The 17,706-nt window shown below is 63.1% G+C and carries 17 protein-coding genes; 11 read left to right on the forward strand and 6 right to left on the reverse strand.

Features of this window, described 5'->3' with window-relative positions:
- The first annotated feature begins 44 nt into the window (after positions 1-44).
- The 6 genes from hemC to rsd all read left to right on the forward strand — a co-directional run bounded on the left by hemC (position 45) and on the right by rsd (position 5,613).
- Positions 45-986, forward strand: a complete 942-nt coding sequence (hemC, locus tag ACIPO9_RS03725) for a hydroxymethylbilane synthase (protein WP_400778937.1) — start codon at positions 45-47, stop codon at positions 984-986.
- Positions 983-1,756, forward strand: coding sequence for a uroporphyrinogen-III synthase (locus ACIPO9_RS03730; RefSeq protein WP_400778939.1), 774 nt, complete (start codon positions 983-985; stop codon positions 1,754-1,756). Before hemC ends, ACIPO9_RS03730 begins: the two co-directional genes overlap by 4 nt.
- Positions 1,757-1,807: 51 nt before the next feature.
- Positions 1,808-2,950, forward strand: a complete 1,143-nt coding sequence (locus ACIPO9_RS03735) for a uroporphyrinogen-III C-methyltransferase (RefSeq protein WP_400606075.1) — start codon at positions 1,808-1,810, stop codon at positions 2,948-2,950.
- Positions 2,947-4,194 carry a heme biosynthesis protein HemY gene (locus tag ACIPO9_RS03740; RefSeq protein WP_400606073.1) on the forward strand — a complete coding sequence of 416 codons (1,248 nt, stop codon included), beginning with the start codon at positions 2,947-2,949 and terminating at the stop codon, positions 4,192-4,194. The genes ACIPO9_RS03735 and ACIPO9_RS03740 overlap by 4 nt, the downstream gene beginning before the upstream one ends.
- Before the next feature lie 249 nt (positions 4,195-4,443).
- Entirely contained in the window at positions 4,444-4,971 is a 528-nt protein-coding gene (locus tag ACIPO9_RS03745) for a disulfide bond formation protein B (RefSeq protein WP_400778941.1), read from the forward strand.
- Positions 4,972-5,154: 183 nt separating this feature from the next.
- Positions 5,155-5,613: a sigma D regulator gene (gene rsd, locus ACIPO9_RS03750; protein ID WP_400606365.1), complete on the forward strand. Its 459-nt coding sequence runs from the start codon at positions 5,155-5,157 to the stop codon at positions 5,611-5,613.
- 60 nt (positions 5,614-5,673) lie between these two features.
- Here rsd and ACIPO9_RS03755 read toward each other — a convergent pair whose 3' ends face one another.
- Positions 5,674-6,351, reverse strand: a complete 678-nt coding sequence (locus ACIPO9_RS03755; RefSeq protein ID WP_274133046.1) for an FKBP-type peptidyl-prolyl cis-trans isomerase — start codon at positions 6,349-6,351, stop codon at positions 5,674-5,676.
- 180 nt (positions 6,352-6,531) lie between these two features.
- Here ACIPO9_RS03755 and ACIPO9_RS03760 point away from each other — a divergent pair, with 180 nt between their 5' ends.
- On the forward strand, positions 6,532-7,614 hold the full coding sequence (locus tag ACIPO9_RS03760; protein WP_400778943.1) for an AlgP family protein: 1,083 nt from the start codon (positions 6,532-6,534) through the stop codon (positions 7,612-7,614).
- Here the strand turns inward: ACIPO9_RS03760 and ACIPO9_RS03765 are convergent.
- Entirely contained in the window at positions 7,611-8,078 is a 468-nt protein-coding gene (locus ACIPO9_RS03765; protein WP_400779236.1) for a TIGR02444 family protein, read from the reverse strand. The genes ACIPO9_RS03760 and ACIPO9_RS03765 overlap by 4 nt on opposite strands.
- A gap of 46 nt (positions 8,079-8,124) precedes the next feature.
- On the opposite strand from ACIPO9_RS03765, the gene ACIPO9_RS03770 reads away from it, so the two are divergent.
- From ACIPO9_RS03770 to ACIPO9_RS03780, 3 genes are all read left to right on the forward strand, one after another.
- The gene (locus tag ACIPO9_RS03770; protein ID WP_274133044.1) at positions 8,125-10,035 is read left to right on the forward strand and encodes an ATP-binding cassette domain-containing protein; all 1,911 of its coding nucleotides are present in this window, start codon (positions 8,125-8,127) and stop codon (positions 10,033-10,035) included.
- Positions 10,035-10,637: a mechanosensitive ion channel family protein gene (locus tag ACIPO9_RS03775; protein WP_274133043.1), complete on the forward strand. Its 603-nt coding sequence runs from the start codon at positions 10,035-10,037 to the stop codon at positions 10,635-10,637. Before ACIPO9_RS03770 ends, ACIPO9_RS03775 begins: the two co-directional genes overlap by 1 nt.
- Before the next feature lie 110 nt (positions 10,638-10,747).
- Positions 10,748-11,374, forward strand: a complete 627-nt coding sequence (locus ACIPO9_RS03780) for a LysE family transporter (RefSeq protein ID WP_400606062.1) — start codon at positions 10,748-10,750, stop codon at positions 11,372-11,374.
- A gap of 903 nt (positions 11,375-12,277) precedes the next feature.
- On the opposite strand, the gene ACIPO9_RS03785 is transcribed toward ACIPO9_RS03780, so the two are convergent.
- The 4 genes from ACIPO9_RS03785 to ACIPO9_RS03800 are packed head-to-tail and all read right to left on the reverse strand — an operon-like array spanning position 12,278 to position 15,440.
- On the reverse strand, positions 12,278-13,021 hold the full coding sequence (locus ACIPO9_RS03785; protein WP_400606060.1) for a penicillin-binding protein activator LpoB: 744 nt from the start codon (positions 13,019-13,021) through the stop codon (positions 12,278-12,280).
- Between the two features lie 3 nt (positions 13,022-13,024).
- On the reverse strand, positions 13,025-13,615 hold the full coding sequence (gene lpoB / locus ACIPO9_RS03790; RefSeq protein ID WP_274133039.1) for a penicillin-binding protein activator LpoB: 591 nt from the start codon (positions 13,613-13,615) through the stop codon (positions 13,025-13,027).
- A gap of 36 nt (positions 13,616-13,651) precedes the next feature.
- Positions 13,652-14,023 (reverse strand): YcfL family protein, encoded by a 372-nt coding sequence (locus ACIPO9_RS03795; protein ID WP_274133038.1) that lies wholly within the window; start codon positions 14,021-14,023, stop codon positions 13,652-13,654.
- A 13-nt stretch (positions 14,024-14,036) separates the two neighbouring features.
- A complete protein-coding gene (locus ACIPO9_RS03800; RefSeq protein WP_274133037.1) occupies positions 14,037-15,440 on the reverse strand; it encodes a COG3014 family protein in 1,404 nt (467 codons plus the stop codon).
- A gap of 356 nt (positions 15,441-15,796) precedes the next feature.
- On the opposite strand from ACIPO9_RS03800, the gene ACIPO9_RS03805 reads away from it, so the two are divergent.
- On the forward strand, positions 15,797-17,692 hold the full coding sequence (locus ACIPO9_RS03805) for an FTR1 family protein (protein ID WP_400778945.1): 1,896 nt from the start codon (positions 15,797-15,799) through the stop codon (positions 17,690-17,692).
- Positions 17,693-17,706: the final 14 nt, after the last annotated feature.

The raw sequence follows: 17,706 nt of genomic DNA on the forward strand, positions 1-17,706 counted from the left end.
TCGAGCTGTTATCATCGGCGCATTCACTCAGTACGGATTGATCCATGTCCCTTCGCGAAATCCGCATCGCCACCCGCAAAAGCGCGCTGGCCCTCTGGCAGGCCGAGTACGTCAAGGCTCGCCTGGAACAGGCCCACCCAGGCCTGACCGTGTCCCTGGTTCCGATGGTCAGCCGTGGCGACAAGCTGCTGGACTCCCCGTTGTCGAAAATCGGCGGCAAGGGCCTGTTCGTCAAGGAGCTGGAAACCGCCCTGCTGGAAAACGAAGCGGACATCGCCGTGCACTCCATGAAAGACGTGCCGATGGATTTCCCCCAGGGGCTGGGCCTGTTCTGCATCTGTGAGCGGGAAGATCCGCGCGATGCGTTCGTGTCCAACTCCTTCGCAAGTCTCGACGATCTGCCTGCCGGCAGCATCGTCGGTACGTCCAGCCTGCGTCGTCAAGCCCAGTTGCTGGCGCGCCGTCCCGACCTGAAAATCCATTTCCTGCGCGGCAACGTCAATACCCGTCTGGCCAAGCTCGATGCCGGCGAATACGACGCGATCATCCTCGCCGCCGCCGGCCTGATTCGCCTTGGCTTCGAAGACCGCATCACCTCGGCGATCAGCGTCGAGGACAGCCTGCCCGCCGGTGGTCAGGGTGCGGTGGGCATCGAGTGCCGCACTGCCGACACCGAGCTTCACGCCTTGCTGGCGCCGCTGCACCACATCGACACCGCCGTGCGCGTCACCGCAGAACGTGCGTTGAACAAGCACCTCAACGGCGGCTGCCAAGTGCCGATCGCCTGCTATGCCGTGCTGGAAAACAACCAGCTGTGGCTGCGTGGCCTGGTGGGCGACCCTGCCGGCAGCCTGCTGCTTCACGCCGAAGCGCGAGCACCGCTGGCAGATGCGCAAGGCTTGGGCGTACAGGTGGCCGAAGCGCTGCTGGAGCAGGGCGCTGCGCAGATCCTCAAGGCGGTGTACGGCGAGGCGGGCGAGGAGTGAAGGGCTGGCGCCTGCTGCTGACGCGTCCGGCCGAGGAGTCCCAGGCACTGGCCCTGACCCTCGCCGAAGAAGGCATTTTCAGCAGCAGCCTGCCGCTTCTGGACATCCAGCCGTTGCCGGTTTCGGAAGAAAATCGCTCGATCATCTACAACCTCGCCGCGTACTGCGCGGTGATCGTGGTCAGCAAGCCTGCGGCCCGGCTGGGGCTGGAACTGGTCGATGAAGTCTGGCCGCAACCGCCGATGCAGGACTGGTTTGCAGTGGGTGCCGCCACCGCGCAGATTCTCGATGACTACGGCCTGCGGGTGTTCTACCCCGAGCAGGGCGATGACAGCGAAGCGCTGGTCGCTCTGCCGCAACTGCAAGCCGCCATTTCTGGCTACGATCCCAAAGTGCTGATCATGCGCGGCGAAGGCGGCCGCGAATGGCTGGCCGAGCAGCTGCGTGAGCAGGGAGTTGCTGTCGATTATCTGCCGCTGTACCGTCGCTCGTTGCCGCAGTACCCGGCGTTCGTCCTGCCACAACGAGTCGAGGCGGAACGCCTGAACGGGCTGGTGGTCAGCAGTGGACAGGGTTTTGAACATCTGCGTCAGCTTGCGGGCGATGCCTGGCCGCAACTGGCGCGGTTGCCTTTATTCGTACCGAGCCCCAGGGTCGCAGAACTTGCCCGTGAAGCCGGGGCTCAGAGCGTAGTGGACTGTCGTGGCGCGAGTGCCGCGGCCTTGCTGGCAGCGTTGCGGGAACAACCCGAACCTGCCTCTCAGGCGTAATGATCGACGAGTCGTACGACGCGATTGCGCCCAAATGCACAGGATGGATACGTGAGCGAAACAGTCTTGCCCAAAGATGACGTTGAACCGGTAATGGCCAAACCTGAGCCGTTGCAAGGTCCAGCGCAAAAAGAACCTTCCCATCGTCGCTCCGCTACGGGGCTGGCTGTACTGGCGTTACTGCTGGGCGCGGCAGGCGTTGCCGTCGGTGGCTGGAGCGTCTGGCAGCTTCGAGCGATCCAGGCCGGCCACCAGCAGCAGTCCGGGCAGTTGCAGGACATTACTGCCCAGACCCAAAGCCTCAAGCAGAGCGAAGAGCAACTGGCCGCGCGCCTGGCGCAACTGCCGCCTGCCGCGGAGCTGGAAGACCGCCGCCGTCTGGTCACCCAGCTTCAGGGCGACCAGCAGCGCCTGAGTCAGCGGCTGGAAACCGTGCTCGGTGCCAGCCGCAAGGACTGGCGCCTGGCCGAAGCCGAGCACTTGCTGCGCCTGGCCAGCCTGCGGTTGTCTGCGTTGCAGGACATCAACAGCGCTCAGGCGCTGGTGCAGGGCGCCGATGAAATCCTGCGCGAGCAGGACGATCCGGGTGCCTACGCTGCCCGCGAGCAATTGGCCAAGAGCCTGGCGGCGCTGCGCAGCGTCGATCAACCGGACCGCACCGGGCTGTTTCTGCAGCTGGCCGCGCTGCGTGAGCAGGCGGTGCAACTCAATGCACTGGCGCCTGAGTACAAGGACAAGGGCCAGTCGCTGCTCGGCCTTACCGATGGCAGCGAAGACAGCTATTGGGCCAAGTGGTGGGACAAGATTTCCCAGTACATCCGCATCGATTTCAACGCCGATAAAAACATCCGTCCGTTGCTGGCAGGCGAAAGCCTGACCCAGGTTCGCCTGGCCCTGAGCCTGGCGCTGGAGCAGGCTCAGTGGGCCGCCCTCAACGGTGAGGCGCCGGTCTACAGCAAAGCCGTGGCCGAAGCGCGCAGCGTGCTGGACGCGAACTTCAATCAGGACAACCCGCAGAGCAAAGTGCTGGGCGAGCGCCTGGACGAACTGGCCAAACAGCCGGTCTCCGTCATGACCCCGGACCTGACCCAGAGCCTGGGCGCCGTTCAGGCGTATCTTGAGCAGCGCCACAAACCAGTGGGCGGCGCGCTGGAGCAGCCGGCTGACGGAGCGCAGTCCGGGAGCAAGCCATGAAGCGCGCCTATGTGATCGTCTTCGTACTGATCGTGGTGGCGGCGCTGGTGGGGCTGGCCATCTCCCGGCATGCGGGTTACGTGCTCATCGCCTACGACAGCTTCCGCTACGAATCCAGCCTGTGGGCGGCGCTGGGCTTGCTGGTGGCAATCGGTTTACTGATCTGGATCGTGCGCGGCCTGGTGACGTTGCTGACCACCTCGGGCGGGGTGGTCAATCCGTGGTCCCGACGTAACCGCAGCCGTCGCGTGCAGAACGCTATCGAGCAGGGGCAGATGGACCTGGCCGAAGGTCGCTGGGCCAGCGCGCAGAAGCACCTGAGCCGCGCCGCCGAAGCCGAGCCGCAGCCTTTGCAATTCTACCTGGGCGCAGCGCGTGCAGCCAATGAACAGGGTCGTTACGAGGACAGCGACAACCTGCTGGAGCGCGCCCTGGAGCGTCAGCCGCACGCCGAGCTGGCCATTGCCCTGAACCACGCCCAGTTGCAACTCGACCGTGGCGACAGCGATGGTGCGCTCTCGACCCTGCAAGCGATGCAGGAGCGTCATCCGCACAACCCGCAGGTGCTGCGCCAATTGCAGCGTCTGTATCGCCAGCGCGGCGAGTGGTCCGAGCTGATCCGCCTGATGCCTGAACTGCGCAAGGACAAGGTCCTGCCTGCCCAGGAACTGGCGGAACTGGAAAAGCGTGCCTGGGGCGAAAACCTCTCGCTGGCTGCGTACCGCCCGACTGGAAACGAATCCGAGGCCGCTGGCCTGCCAGCGCTGGAGCAGGCCTGGCAGCAACTGACCTCGGCCCAGCGTCAGGAGCCTGCGCTCATTCTGGCGTACGCCGAACAGTTGCGTCGCCACGGCGCCGATGCCCAGGCCGAAGAGGTGCTGCGCACCGCCATGAAACGCGACTACAACAGCCATCTGGCGCGGTTGTACGGCCTGGTTCGAGGCAACGATCCGGCCCGGCAACTGCAAACCGCCGAGGGCTGGCTCAAGGGCCATTCCGACGATCCGGGTCTGCTGCTGACCCTGGGCCGTTTGTGCCTGCAAGGCAGCCTGTGGGGCAAGGCGCGGGACTATCTGGAGGCGAGCCTCAGGCTGCAGCGCAACCCTGAAGCCTGTGCCGAGCTTGCCCGGCTTCTTGGGCAACTGGGTGAAACCGACCGCAGCAACCAGCTGTTTCAAGAAGGGCTTGGCCTGCTGGATGAGCGTTTATTGGCGCGTCCGCTGCCTGCTCTCGCCCGCGCCTGACCTTTGCTTCGCTGTCACCGCAAAAGGCCCGTGTTCGGGCCTTTTTGCTGTCTTCGCGGCGCTTGGTGTAGGACGTTTCCCTAATTGCTATAAGCCTTGCCATGAATGAGCAGAGTGGCAGTTCAAATTCCTATCGTTGGAATCCGGAAATCCCTACGCAATGAAGGAAATATCCTCCTCTGGCCGCCTTGAAAGCGGGTCCGCCTTTCCTCTACCGTAGCCGCCTTCGTCTTTTGTTACGGATTTTCCATGCATCTGGCCCGCACGCGCTCTCTGTTTTTCCTGGCGTTCCTCGCCTGCGCATCGGTCGTGGGAGCTGCTTTCTATCTTGAGCGCGTCGCGTTAGGCGCACCTTGCCCGCTGTGTTTCCTGCAGCGTGGTCTGTTGCTGAGCTGCTCGGGTCTGTGCCTGATTGCGGTATTGCACAAGCCCGGCATGAATGGTTGGCGCGTCTACTCCGGGGCTCTGTTCGTCTTTGCGCTGGCAGGCGCCGCAGTCGCGGCGCGGCAAGTGTGGTTGCAAGACCTGCCGGTGGACGTCCCCGCTTCCTGTGCCGAAAACCTGCAATACCTGCTCGACTCCCAGCCTTTCTGGAAGGTCGTCTACCTGATTCTCGTCGGTGGCGCGGGGTGCTCGGAAATCACCTGGTCGCTTCTGGGGATCAGTGCGCCGGAGTGGAGCCTGCTGGTTTTTTCGGGGCTTGGTCTGTTTGCGCTGTACTACCTGGTAATCGAATTTCGCCCGTTCAGATCAATGGATGTGGGGTCGGCGGATTAAACGCTTGTATGAACTTTATCGGCGACGTACCTTGAAGGCCTGGTCGAGCGGGCATAATCTGGGCCGCACGCGTCATCGGATTTAGGCTGCTGTCGACGTTTTTCAGAGCCGGTTTTCATAAGCATCAGGCCGGATCGCCAAGCGATTCCAGGCAGCGTGCCCCTGAAGGGAAGAGAGAACATCATGCTGGAAAGTTGTCAGAATGCTCAGGAACGCTGGGGCGGAGTTCACAAGCTGATCGATCGCTGGTTGCTGGAGCGCGCCGAGCTTATCAAGGCTTACGATGTTCTGGGTGCAGAGCCCCATGCCTTGTCGGAAACCACCAAGCAGCTGCAGGAATTCTGCGGCACCCTGGTCGATTATGTCTCGGCCGGTCATTTCGAAATCTACGAGCAACTGACGGGCGAGGCCAAGGCGTTCAACGATAAGCGCGGTCTTGAACTCGCCGACACGATCTATCCCCGCATCGACGTCATCACCGAAAAGCTTCTGGCCTTCAACGATCTGTGTGATGAAGGCAAATGCGTCGCGGAAAAATTCAAGGAGCTGGGTGGCCTGCTCCATGAGCGGTTCGAGCTCGAGGATTGCCTGATCGAAGTGCTGCACACGGCTCACAGCGAGTCGGCTACAGCCCAGGCCTGAGTCGGTCTGATGTAAAAAAGGGTGCCTTCGAGCACCCTTTTTTGTTGCCTGGTTTTACTGTTACTGGGAGACCCCGAGCAGCTCGATTTCGAACACCAGCGGAGTGAACGGATCGATCAGGTCGCCTGCGCCTTCGGCCCCGTAGGCTTGCGCGGATGGAATCACCAGGCGCCATTTGGCACCGACCGGCATGTCGGCCAGCGCCGTGGTCCAGCCGGCAATCACGCTGTCCAGGCGGAACCACTGAGGCTGCGGGTTCTGGTCGAAGATCGTGCCGTCAGGCAGGCGTCCGACGTACTTCACCTGCACGCGACCGTTGATGTCGGGCTTGGGGCCTGAACCGGGTGTCAGCTCGGTCATCAGGATGCCGTCGGCGAGCTGGCGCACACCCGGCTTGGCTCTCTCGCTGTCCATGAACCGGCGCTCTTCCTTGAGTGCAGCTTCGGTCTGCGGCTCGGACTGGCCGGAATTTTCAGCTTGCGTGAGCGCTGCGTCGTGGTCGCTGAGGATCTGCTCCATGCGTTCCTGTTTTATCGCCAGCGGCTTGTTCTGATACGCCTGTTGCAGGCCTTCGATCAGTGCCGGCAACTGCAGGTCCGGCGCCTCCTGGCGCAGGCGTTCACCCAGGCTCGCGCCCAGGCTGTATGCCAGGTCATGGGCATTGTCGGAGGGTGGGGCATCGGTCGCGTGAGCAAGGGGTACCAAGAGGAACAACGACATAAACAGGTAGCGCGACATGAATGCTCTCCGGCCTGGGGAGTGGCGATTATGCCAGCGCCGGGGGCCGAGTGTGATGGGTAGATGTGCTGTTTTTCGTGCGAGTGCAACAGACCGGAAATTGTAGTGTCAAGATGCCCTAGCGGCGTAGCGGGCAGAGGTCTAGTATGAGCCGCATTCAAATCAGTCAGGAGGAAAGTCATGTCGGCCAACAAGAAGCCAGTAAACACTCCGTTGCATTTGCTCCAACAACTCTCGAGCAGCTTGCTCGAACATCTCGAAAATGCCTGTTCCACCGCTTTGGCTGACGCCGAGAAGTTGCTCGCCAAGCTCGAAAAACAACGCGGCAAGGCGCAGGAAAAACTGCACAAGTCGCGCACCAAACTGCAGGACGCCGCCACTGCCGGCAAAGCCAAGGCGCAGGCCAAGGCCAAGTCCGGCGTCGATGAACTTGAAGCGTTGCTCGATGCGCTGAAAGATCGCCAGACCGAAACCCGCACCTACATCCAGAACCTCAAGCGCGACGCTCAGGAAAGCCTGAAGCTGGCGCAGGGCGTTGGCCGTGTGAAGGAAGCCGTGGGCAAGGCGTTGAGCGACCGTGCAGCGAAGGCACCGACCAAGGTTGCGGCTAAACCTGCTGCCAAGGCTGCCGCGAAACCAGCCGCCAAGCCAGCTGCAAAACCTGCTGCCAAAGCCGCTGCTGCCAAGGCACCTGCCAAAGCCGCCGCTGCGAAAGCGCCGGTCAAAGCCGCTGCAAAACCTGTGGCCAAGGCCCCGGTGAAAGCTGCAGCCAAACCTGCTGCTAAAACCGCCGCCGCCAAACCTGCTGCTGCCAAGGCGCCTGTCGCTGCCAAAGCTGCGAGCAAGCCTGCCGCCAAGCCGGCTGCAAAAGCTCCGGTTGCCGCCAAGGCTCCGGCCAGGACTGCTGCAGCCAAGCCTGCAGCCAAGCCTGCCACCGCTGCTGCCAAGCCTGCCGCGAAACCGGCTGCCGCCAAGACCGCAGCCAAGCCAGCCGCTGCCAAACCCGCAGCCAAACCGGTAGCTGCCAAGCCAACTGCTGCAAAGCCTGCGGCCAAACCAGCCGCCGCCAAGCCAGCAGCAGCGAAACCTGCGGCCCGTCCAGCAGCAAAACCAGCAGCAAAACCTGCGACCCCGGCAGCCGCCAAGCCTGCGACGCCTGCTCCGGCAGCATCGACTCAGGCCACCGCGCCAGCCGCTTCGGTAGCGCCTGCGACCCCGGCAGCGACCCCTGCATCGGGTTCGACGCCAGGCAGCGCTTCCTAAGTGATGTCCTCCCCGGCGTGCTGCAGGATCTGCAGTGCGTCCGGGGCACGGTTCGCGGCGTCTCCCGCGAGCGCTTCCAGCCAGGCGCCAGTCCTTTGCGCGCCTCGCTCAGGCCAGTCCTGAATCAATCGTTGCAGCCTGACCAGCAACTCTCGCTCGGCATCCAGTTCCAGCACCTTCAAACGTTCACGTAATGCGCCCAGTTCTTCATCGGTGGCGGCTGCGCTTTTCCACTGCGTGCGCAGCGCGCGCAACGGGCCTACCACCTGATCGTGCCAGGGCGACGCCAATTGTCTGATTTGTCCTGCACGCGCGCTATCGAAAGGGGTGCGGTTCTGGTCCAGCCAGACGCCACACAACAGCGCGCAGACATTGCCGCCGTGGGCTTGCAGCGCCAGACACGCCTGTTCAACACCGGGGCGTGCGTAAAAATCCAGAGTGAAACTCCATAGGTCTGCATGCATAGTCATCTACCCGTTCTGGACGAAGCTGGTAGACTCCGCCGCCATTATGATCCGACTTCAAAGCCTCACCTTACAGCGTGGTCCGCAACGTCTGCTAGAAGACGCCGAGCTGACCCTGCACGCCGGCCAGAAAGCCGGCCTGATCGGCGCCAATGGCGCCGGCAAATCCAGCCTGTTCGCCCTGTTGCGCGGGGAGCTGTCACCCGATAACGGTGATTGCTCGTTGCCCGCCGACTGGCGTATCGCCCACATGCGCCAAGAGGTCGATACCCTTGAGCGCCTGGCGGTGGACTACGTCCTGGACGGCGATATCCGTCTGCGCCAGGTACAAAATGATCTGGCTGCCGCCGAGGCTGCCCACGACGGCGCAGCCCAGGCTCGCCTGCACTCTGAACTCGACAGCGCCGACGGTTATACCGCCGACGCCCGCGCGCGCAAATTGCTCGCAGGTCTGGGCTTCACTAACGATCAGATGGAGCGGCAGGTCGGAAGTTTCTCCGGCGGCTGGCGGATGCGTCTGAACCTGGCGCAGGCCTTGATGTGTCCGTCGGATCTGTTGCTGCTCGACGAACCGACCAACCACCTGGATCTGGACGCCATTCTCTGGCTTGAAGACTGGCTCAAGGGCTATCCGGGCACACTGCTGCTGATTTCCCACGACCGCGACTTCCTCGATTCGGTGGTCGATCACATCGCCCACGTCGAACAGAAGAAAATCACCCTGTACCGCGGCGGCTACAGCGCCTTCGAACGGGCTCGCGCCGAGCGTCTGGCGCAGCAGCAGCAAGCCTTCGAGAAGCAGCAGGCGCAGCGCGCGCACATGGAAAAGTACATCGCCCGCTTCAAGGCCCAGGCCACCAAGGCCCGTCAGGCCCAAAGCCGGATCAAGGCGCTGGAACGGATGGAAGAGCTGTCGGCGGCCCATGTGGATTCGCCGTTCAACTTCTCGTTCCGCGAGTCGGATAAGATCTCGAGCCCGCTGCTGGACCTGTCGGACGCCCGCCTGGGTTATGGCGACAAGGCCATCCTGCAGAAGGTCAAGCTGCAACTGACGCCTGGCGCGCGAATCGGTCTGTTGGGCCCCAACGGTGCCGGTAAATCCACGCTGATCAAGAACCTCGCTGGCGAGCTTGAGCCCCTGAGCGGGCGCCTGTATCGGGGCGAGAACACCACGGTCGGCTACTTCGCCCAGCACCAGCTCGATTCGCTGGACGCCAAGGCAAGCCCCTTGCTGCATCTGCAGCGCATCGCCCCGACCGAACGCGAGCAGACCCTGCGCGATTTCCTCGGCGGTTTCGACTTCCGGGGCGCGCGCCTTGAAGAGCCGGTGCTGAATTTCTCCGGTGGTGAGAAGGCCCGCCTGGCCCTGGCTTTGATCGCCTGGGACAAGCCGAACCTGTTGCTGCTCGACGAACCGACCAACCACCTGGACCTGGAAATGCGCCTGGCGCTGACCATGGCTTTGCAGGAGTTCGGCGGTGCGGTGCTGGTGGTTTCCCACGACCGCCACCTGCTCAAGAGCACCACGGACAACTTCCTGCTGGTAGCCGATGGCGTGGTCGAAGAGTTCGACGGCGACCTGGACGACTACACCCGCTGGCTGGCTGATTACCGTCAGCGCAATGCACCGGTGAGCAACACCCCGGTCAATGCCGACAAGACTGACAAGAAGGCCCAGCGTCAGCAGGCGGCTGCGTTGCGTCAGCAACTGGCTCCGCACAAGCGTGAAGCCGAGAAGCTGGAAAAAGAGCTCAATACCCTTCACGAGAAGCTGGCGAAGGTCGAAGCGTCCCTCGGCGACAGCGCGATCTATGAGGCCGCCAACAAGGACAAACTGCGCGATCTGCTGGCCGAGCAGGCCAAGCTGAAAGCTCGCGAGTCGGAAGTGGAGGAGGCCTGGATGGAGGCGCTGGAGCTGCTGGAGTCGATGCAGGCGGAACTGGAAGCCTTGTCCTGATGGAGTCGTTGGCCCTGCCGGTTCCGGCGTACTGGATCGAACCGATTCTGGTGGCGCTGCAGATTCTGCTGATCCTGTTGATCGGCTACACCTTGCAGCGCTTCGTCGCACGCTTCCTGACGCGCATTGCCGAGCGCTATCCCTTGCTGCCGCCTGAGCTGCTGGTCATGGTGCGCGGCGGCCTGCGCTGGCTCATCATGGGCACGGCGCTGGTGGCGGTGCTGGGTCGTCTCGGGGTTTCGGCATCGGTGTTGTGGGCGGCGCTTTCAGGGTTCGTCGCGGTGGCTGCGGTGGCGTTCTTCGCCATGTGGAGCGTGCTGTCGAACCTGCTGTGTGCGGTGTTCATCTTCACCATGGGGCCGTTTCGCATCGGCGATGTGGTGGAGCTGGTGGACACCACCGACAAGCCTGGCATCAAGGGCCGGGTCACGGCCATCAACCTGATGTTCACCACGCTGGTGGAGCCGGCCGAACTGGGCGGCACGCTGGTGCAGGTGCCCAACAGTCAGTTCTTCCAGAAGTCGATCCGCCGCTGGCGGGGCAATGACGGCACGCCGATCATCTCGGGCGAAAAGCGCGCGGGCGAACAGGGCCAGGCCTGACACACCTGCACAGCTATCTGCCAAGTCGCCGCAACAGTTAGAAATAATTGGTCTTCGGGCCGCAGAAACCTTAGGTTAAGGCAACGTTACATTCTTGCCTGAGGTGCGCAATGTCGCTCGAAACATGGCTGGCCTTCTTCGCCGCCTGCTGGGTCATCAGTCTTTCGCCGGGAGCCGGTGCCATTGCGTCGATGTCCAGCGGCCTGCAATACGGTTTCTGGCGCGGTTACTGGAACGCGTTGGGGCTGCAACTGGCGCTCATCGTTCAGATCGCAATCATCGCTGCGGGGCTCGGTGCGGTACTCGCGGCTTCGTCGCTGGCGTTCACGCTGATCAAATGGTTCGGTGTGGCGTATCTGGTGTACCTGGGCATCAAGCAATGGCGCGCGCTGCCCACCGACCTGTCCGATAACGCGGGCATCCGCCCGATTGGCAAGCCGCTGGCGCTGGTTGCCCGGGGCTTTCTGGTGAACATCAGCAACCCCAAGGCGCTGGTGTTCATGCTGGCGATCCTGCCGCAATTCATCGACACCCACCTGCCGCTGCTGCCGCAGTACCTGACCATCACCGTAACCATGGTGGCGGTGGACCTGACCGTCATGGCCGGTTACACAGGGCTGGCCTCGAAGGTGCTGCGCGCCCTCAAGACCCCCAAGCAGCAACGCCGAATGAACCGCACCTTTGCCGGTTTGTTCGTCAGCGCCGCGGCGTTCCTGGCGACCTTGCATCGCGCATGACCCAGATTGGGCCAACGACATAACCGTAGCAGCACGGCTTGCCGGCGGGAGCGGTCTTGAGGACGCCATCGCGGGCAAGCGCGCTCCTACAGGCATGCGGCGTACCGTGCCTCTCGCGCTGCAGGATTTTCGGTGTTTGGCCATGGGCGGTTGATGCATCACACCTGACAGCCGTTTGGCAAAGAACCTGTAGGAGTGAGCTTGCTCGCGATAGCGGTGTGTCAGGCACCGTACTCATCACAGACATAACGCTATCGCGAGCAAGCTCACTCCTACAGGAAACGTGGTCGCCGCAGGGTCGTGGTGTGTATGGCAAAGCTGCCCTGCGCATGACCCCGTAGGAGCGCGCTTGCCCGCGACCGCGATGTGTCAGTGCCGGATGTGCTGGCTGACCGGACGCCATCGCGTGCAAGCGCGCTCCTACAGGCGCGCGGCGTACCGTGCCTCTCGCGCTGCAGGATTTTCGGTGTTTGGCATGGGCGGTTGATGCATCACACCTGACAGCCGTTTGGCAAAGAACCTGTAGAGTGAGCTTGCTCGCGATAGCGGTGTGTCAGGCACCGTACTCATCACAGACATAACGTTATCGCGAGCAAGCCCACTCCTACAGGAAACGTGGTCGCCGCAGGATTTTGGCGGGTCGGGCAAATTTGCACTGCGCATGAACCTGTAGGAGCGCGCTTGCCCGCGACTGCGGTGTGTCAGTGCCGGATGTGCGGGTGACCGGACGCCATCGCGGGCAAGCGCGCTCCTACGGGCGTGCGGCGCGCCGTGCCTCGGGGAAAACCGCACCACCGTAGCAGTCCGGCTTGCCGGCGATAGCGATTTCAAGGGCGCCATCGCCGGCAAGCGGAGCGCCGCCCGGCCGTACTGCAACCGGGGATCATCACCCGACGTTCTGCTTCAGCGCAGGATTTTCGGGGCTTCGTCGCGGGGCAGGTTGTTGCGCGACGGTGGCAGCTCCTGGGAGTACTCCACTTCACCGCGCAGTTGCTCACGCAATTGACGCGCTACATCCATGCCGATCGACTTCGACACTTCCTTCACCACGCGGCCGCGGTTGGGCGTGACGCGCAGGTCGTTGCCGTTCACCAGCTTGGTGTCCTGGCCTTCGCCCATGGCCGTGAAGGCCGAGGTGATTTCGAAGGTGCGGGTGTTGATCAGGCTGAAATCACCTACCAGCGTCAGGCCCAGCACCGCCGAGTGAGCGTTGGTGTTGGCGATCTCGTTGACGTCCTGATGGAAGTCGATGTCCGAGACGGTGCCAAACAGCACGTAGTCGGCGCCCTTGAAATTGCCGTTCTTGATCCGCTTGATGACGTCGTAAACGTCCTCCTTGGACCCTGCGGTGTACGGCGTGCCCTGCACTAGCTGGAACATCCCGGACTTTAGAATCTCGCCCTTGATGTCGCCGCTGAATTTACGCAGTTCGCCCTGCTCGATGTAGGTGTTGCGGGCTTCGTACTCGCTGTAGCTGGCCGAGCCGCTGGCACTGTACCGGTTGGCCTGGAAGCTGGTCTGCGCCGACACCGTGTGGATGTACTGCTCCACCTGCTGTTCGAAGGCCATGTCCGTGACCGCGACTTTCGGGGCGGCCTGGGCGCCCACGGCGCACAGCAGGCCAAGAATGCCGATCCATGCACGCATTGCTTAGCGCTCCGTGGTCTTGCGGATTTCTTTTTCGTCCATCCACTCAGCGATGCCGCTTTCGACATCGATCAGTTGCAGGCTGAATTTGTAGAAGACGTCCTTGTAGTCGCTGCTGCGCTTGACGATGGAGCTGATCGAGCCTTCCAGGCGGTATTTGGCCGCGACCATGTTGCCGGTCTTGCTGACTGTGGATTTCTTGTACAGGCCGCTCTGGTTCTGCAGCTTCAGCTGGTCGACCTGGCTCTGCATGTCGGTGTTGTCGCTGGCGAAACGGGCGGTCCCGGACTTCATCAGCTGGGTCTTAATCGTGGTGGTGATCTCGCGGGTATCGATGTACTCGCTGGTCTTGTTCTTCACGTCATAGACCTGCACCACCGGACGGCCTTGCAGGGTGCCGGACTGGGCCAGGGAGCGGGTCATGCTCTCGGCGATCATTTGCAGGTCGGTCGAGCCGAATTCGTTGGTGACGGTTTCGACAGCCTTGGTGTCGCCGTAGCTGATGTTCTTGCTGCCCAGGGTGGGCGAGTTGTTGGCGCAACCGGTGGCCAGCAGGGCGACGGCGGCGATGAGCGAGAGGCGAATGGAAAACATGTTCAGGATCTCTTGGGCCAGGCGAATGTTGAGCGATTAAGGAGTTTTGACTTCAAGGCGGAAGTCAGTGGCCTTCGGCACCGGGGCGATGGCCGGCAGAAAGCTGCTCTGGGTGCCGTACAGCGTCAGGCTCTTCCAGGCCTCGGGTTCGGCAACGGGGAAGCCGTCGTTGCCCAGCCACGCGAAGCGGTAGTACATCGTCTTGTTGTAGCTGCTGGTGTTGTGCAGCGAGACGTTGACGGTCATGAAGCCGTTTTCCCGTGCAACGCGCATCGGGCCGATCTCGATGTTCTTCAGATCACCCATGGCAACCACCTTGCTGGCGGCACTGCCAGGGGCTGGCGGCGGCGGGGTGGCGCAACCGGCGAGTAGGGCGAGGGCCATCACGCCCAGAATCTTGCAACGCATGAACTATCTCCGGTCAGGGTTTGTTGGCGGCCACGGCCTGCGGCAGGCTCGACGGGATCACGTGGGCGGCCAGGCCGTCGGTGTAGACCTGGTTGCCGACGGCGCGCAGGGTGACGACTTGATAAGGGCGGTCGATCTTGACCTGTACATGGGTGCCGCCCAGCGAGGAGGGCAGCACGACCTGATGCTCGCCCTGTTTGAGGCGCATGCGGGCCACCAGGGTGTTGTCCGGCAGGGTGCGCCAGGTGCGGGTGTCCGCGCCTTCGACCACCGCCGAGGCGATGCCCACTGCCAGGCCCGCCAGAGGGCTGGTCTCGTTGAGCTTCTTCTGGGTCACGCCACGGGTAATGGCGCGCACGGTGGTGCGCACGATGATGCCCGGCATGTCGTCACGCAGGGCGCGGCGGGACATCGCCGAGATGCTGTTGAGCGACGTCAGGTTGACCTGCTGGCCGTCCAGGCCGATCTGGTTGAAGAACGGCGTGGAGTTGTCCGGCTTGATGACCGGGAACGACAGCGGGGTGATCACGATGTTGTTGCTGATCGGCAGCGGCAGCGGGATGCGCACCGAGTCACGGGCCGGGGCGAAACCGGACTGCACCACGATCAGCACTTCGCTGCCGTCGGTGGCGGTGTTCTTGCTGCCGGCGGCGTCGAGGTTCAGCAGCGCCTGATCCAGCAACGGGGTGTTCGGCCGCAGCTCGGCGGCCTGGCGATAACCCGGCGCGGCCAGGTCCTTCTCGCCCAGCGCTTCATAGACAAAGCCTGCCAGGTAATGGCTGAACGCACTCTGGTAGCTGTTTTTCAGGCCGACGACTTCCGGCGCATCGAGGGATTCGACCGGATAACCCTTGAGGTCTTTGTACTGGGTGGCGACGCCCTGGGTCTTGGCCTCGTCCTCGCTCTTGAGGTACTGCTTGTCACGTAGCTCGGCGATGACGGCCTCGCGCTCGTGAGTCTTCTTGATCTCGGTGCGCGCGCCTTCGAAGTCGTTCTTGGCCAGCAGGTTCAGGGCCATCTGGGTGGTCAGCATGACCTTTTCGTAGTCGTAGCCTTCGTATCGACGAACCTTGTCGTTCACCAGGTAGCTGCCGAATTGGGCCAGGTACTTGCCGCTGTCGAGTTTGACCGAATCTTCCCAGGCGATCACCGTCTGGTCGGCACGGCCCCACGCCGCCTGGCTGCCCGTCAGGTCGCCCTTGGAGCGCAGCAGTTCGCCTTTCTCGAAGTAATAGAGCAGGTCTTTGTCTTCGCCGGTGTTGTTCTTTTCCAGCAGGGTCAGCGCGCCATCGACATTGCCGCTGGTGAGCTGCTGGTTGGTTTGTTGCAGCTCGCTGTCGTAGTTGCGAAACGCGGCACAGCCGGTCAGTTGCACAGCCGTGATCAGCGCGAGTGCAGTCAGAGCGCGGGAAGACATCAAGATCAATCCTTGAAAAAAGCCGGCCTGGCTTGATTGAGCCAGTGAAGGCGGGTCCGTTCGAGAGGCTGGGAGGCCCGGTTGAGGGGCAGGGCGGATGATGGCCGCCTGCCATAGTGCGCCGGGATTATAAGGAGGACTCTGGCTAAAACAATGGCTTTTTGATGGCTTACAACGGTTTCGGATCCATCTGACAAGTGGTTCACAGTTCTGCCAATGGGCTCAAAGTCGCCCGCAGGCCCCTGATCGCGTGCCTATTTCCCGCAAAAAGCCTCCACATCGCGCCATATCGCTTGAGTGCGCGGCGGCAGACATGAACAATAACAACCCTTCGCATTCCTATTTGAGATTCACTCATGCTTTCCCATTCACGCTTCATGGCCTGCCTGGGCATGGCGCTGCTGACGCTGTTCAGCGTGGCCACCCGGGCCGACTCCGTCGATGGCGCCGCCCAGGCCCTGCACCTGTTCAACTACGTCAGCGCCGATTACCCGGCGACGGTGGCGGACGGCAAGGTCATCGATGAAGCCGAATACCATGAACAGGTCGAGTTCCTCGGCGCCGTGCAGGATCTGATCGCGGCATTGCCCGCCCGTGCTGAGCAGGCGGAGCTTGCCCAGGGCACCAAGGCGCTGCTCGAAGCGGTGGGGCAGAAGCAGGACGGTGCCCAGGTCGCCCGCCAGGCGCGCCAGTTGGGCGCGAAGCTGGCCGTGGCCTATGAGGTGAGCCAGGCGCCGATCATCACGCCGGATGCGGCCCGTGGCGCGCCGCTGTACGCGCAGTACTGCTCGGTGTGCCACGGCGATGCAGGGGCGGGCGATGGCCCGGCTGCGGTGGGCATGAGCCCGGCGCCGGCGAACATGCGTGACGCGGCGCGGTTCGATCGCCTGAGCCTGTATGACGTCTACAGCACGCTGGGACTGGGGATCGAAGGCACCGACATGCCGTCCTTCGCCGATCAGCTCGATGATCGCCAGCGCTGGGACGTCGCGACCTACATCGCCAGCTTTACCGCCGACGCCAAGGCAGAACCGGTCAAGACCTTCAACCTCGCGGACCTGGCCCGCCAGACCCCGGCCGAGGTGCTCGCCGCCGAAGGCCCGCAGGCCGCTGCCGCCTTCCGTGCCCAGCGTGCCCAGCCGCCCCAGGTTCAGCGTGGCCCTGCGCAGTTGCTCGACTACACCAGCGCGACGCTGGACAAGAGCCTGGCCGCCTACCGTTCCGGTGACCGCGAGCAGGCCTATGACCTGTCGGTTGCAGCTTACCTGGAAGGCTTCGAGCTGGTGGAAAGCTCGCTGGACAACGTCGACGCCAACGTGCGCAAGGATACCGAGAAGGCCCTGATGGCCTATCGGCAGTCACTGCAGGACGGCTTGCCGACCGAACAGGCGGCGCAGCGGCTGGAGACGGCCAAGGTCAAGCTCAAGGAATCGGCCGGTTTGCTGGGCAGCGATGGCCTGAGCACGTCGCTGAGCTTCATCTCTGGCTTGCTGATCCTGCTGCGCGAAGGCCTGGAGGCGATTCTGGTGCTGGCGGCGATCCTCGCGTTCCTGCGCAACACCGGCCAGCAGTCGGCGGTGCGCAGCGTCAACATCGGCTGGGGGCTGGCCTTGCTGGCAGGCCTGGGCACCTGGGCGCTGGCGGCTTACGTGATCGACGTCAGCGGCTCCCAGCGTGAGCTGCTCGAAGGTGCGACGGCGCTGTTTGCGGCGGTCATGGTGCTGTGGCTGGGTGTGTGGATGCACGACCGGCGTCATGCGGCGGCCTGGCAGGACTACATCAAGAGCAGTCTGGTGGGCGGCGGCGGGCGCTTCGGTTTTGCGGTGCTGGCATTCTTCTCGGTGTATCGCGAGCTGTTCGAGGTGATTCTGTTCTACGAAACCCTGTGGCTCCAGGCAGGGCCTGCGGGACACAACGCTGTGCTGGCGGGCGGTGCGACGGCGCTGGTGCTGCTGGTGGGCCTGGCGTGGGTGATCCTGCGTGGTTCGGCGAGACTGCCGCTGGCGATGTTCTTCAGCATCAATGCCGCGCTGTTGTGCGCGCTGTCGGTGGTGTTCGCCGGGCACGGGGTCAAGGCGTTGCAGGAGGCGGGCATCTTCGGCACGCGTCCGGTGCCGTTCTTCGAGTTCGACTGGCTGGGGATTCATGCCGATGCGTATTCGCTGGCGGCGCAGGCGGTTGCGTTGATCGCGATTGCGCTGTTGTACGGGCGCAGTTGGCTGGCGGAAAAACGCCGCGCCGAGACTGCTTGAATAACCTGTAGGAG

Origin of the sequence: Pseudomonas sp. NPDC090203, assembly GCF_044746765.1 — a bacterium.
GTDB classification, from domain to species: domain Bacteria; phylum Pseudomonadota; class Gammaproteobacteria; order Pseudomonadales; family Pseudomonadaceae; genus Aquipseudomonas; species Aquipseudomonas putida_AD.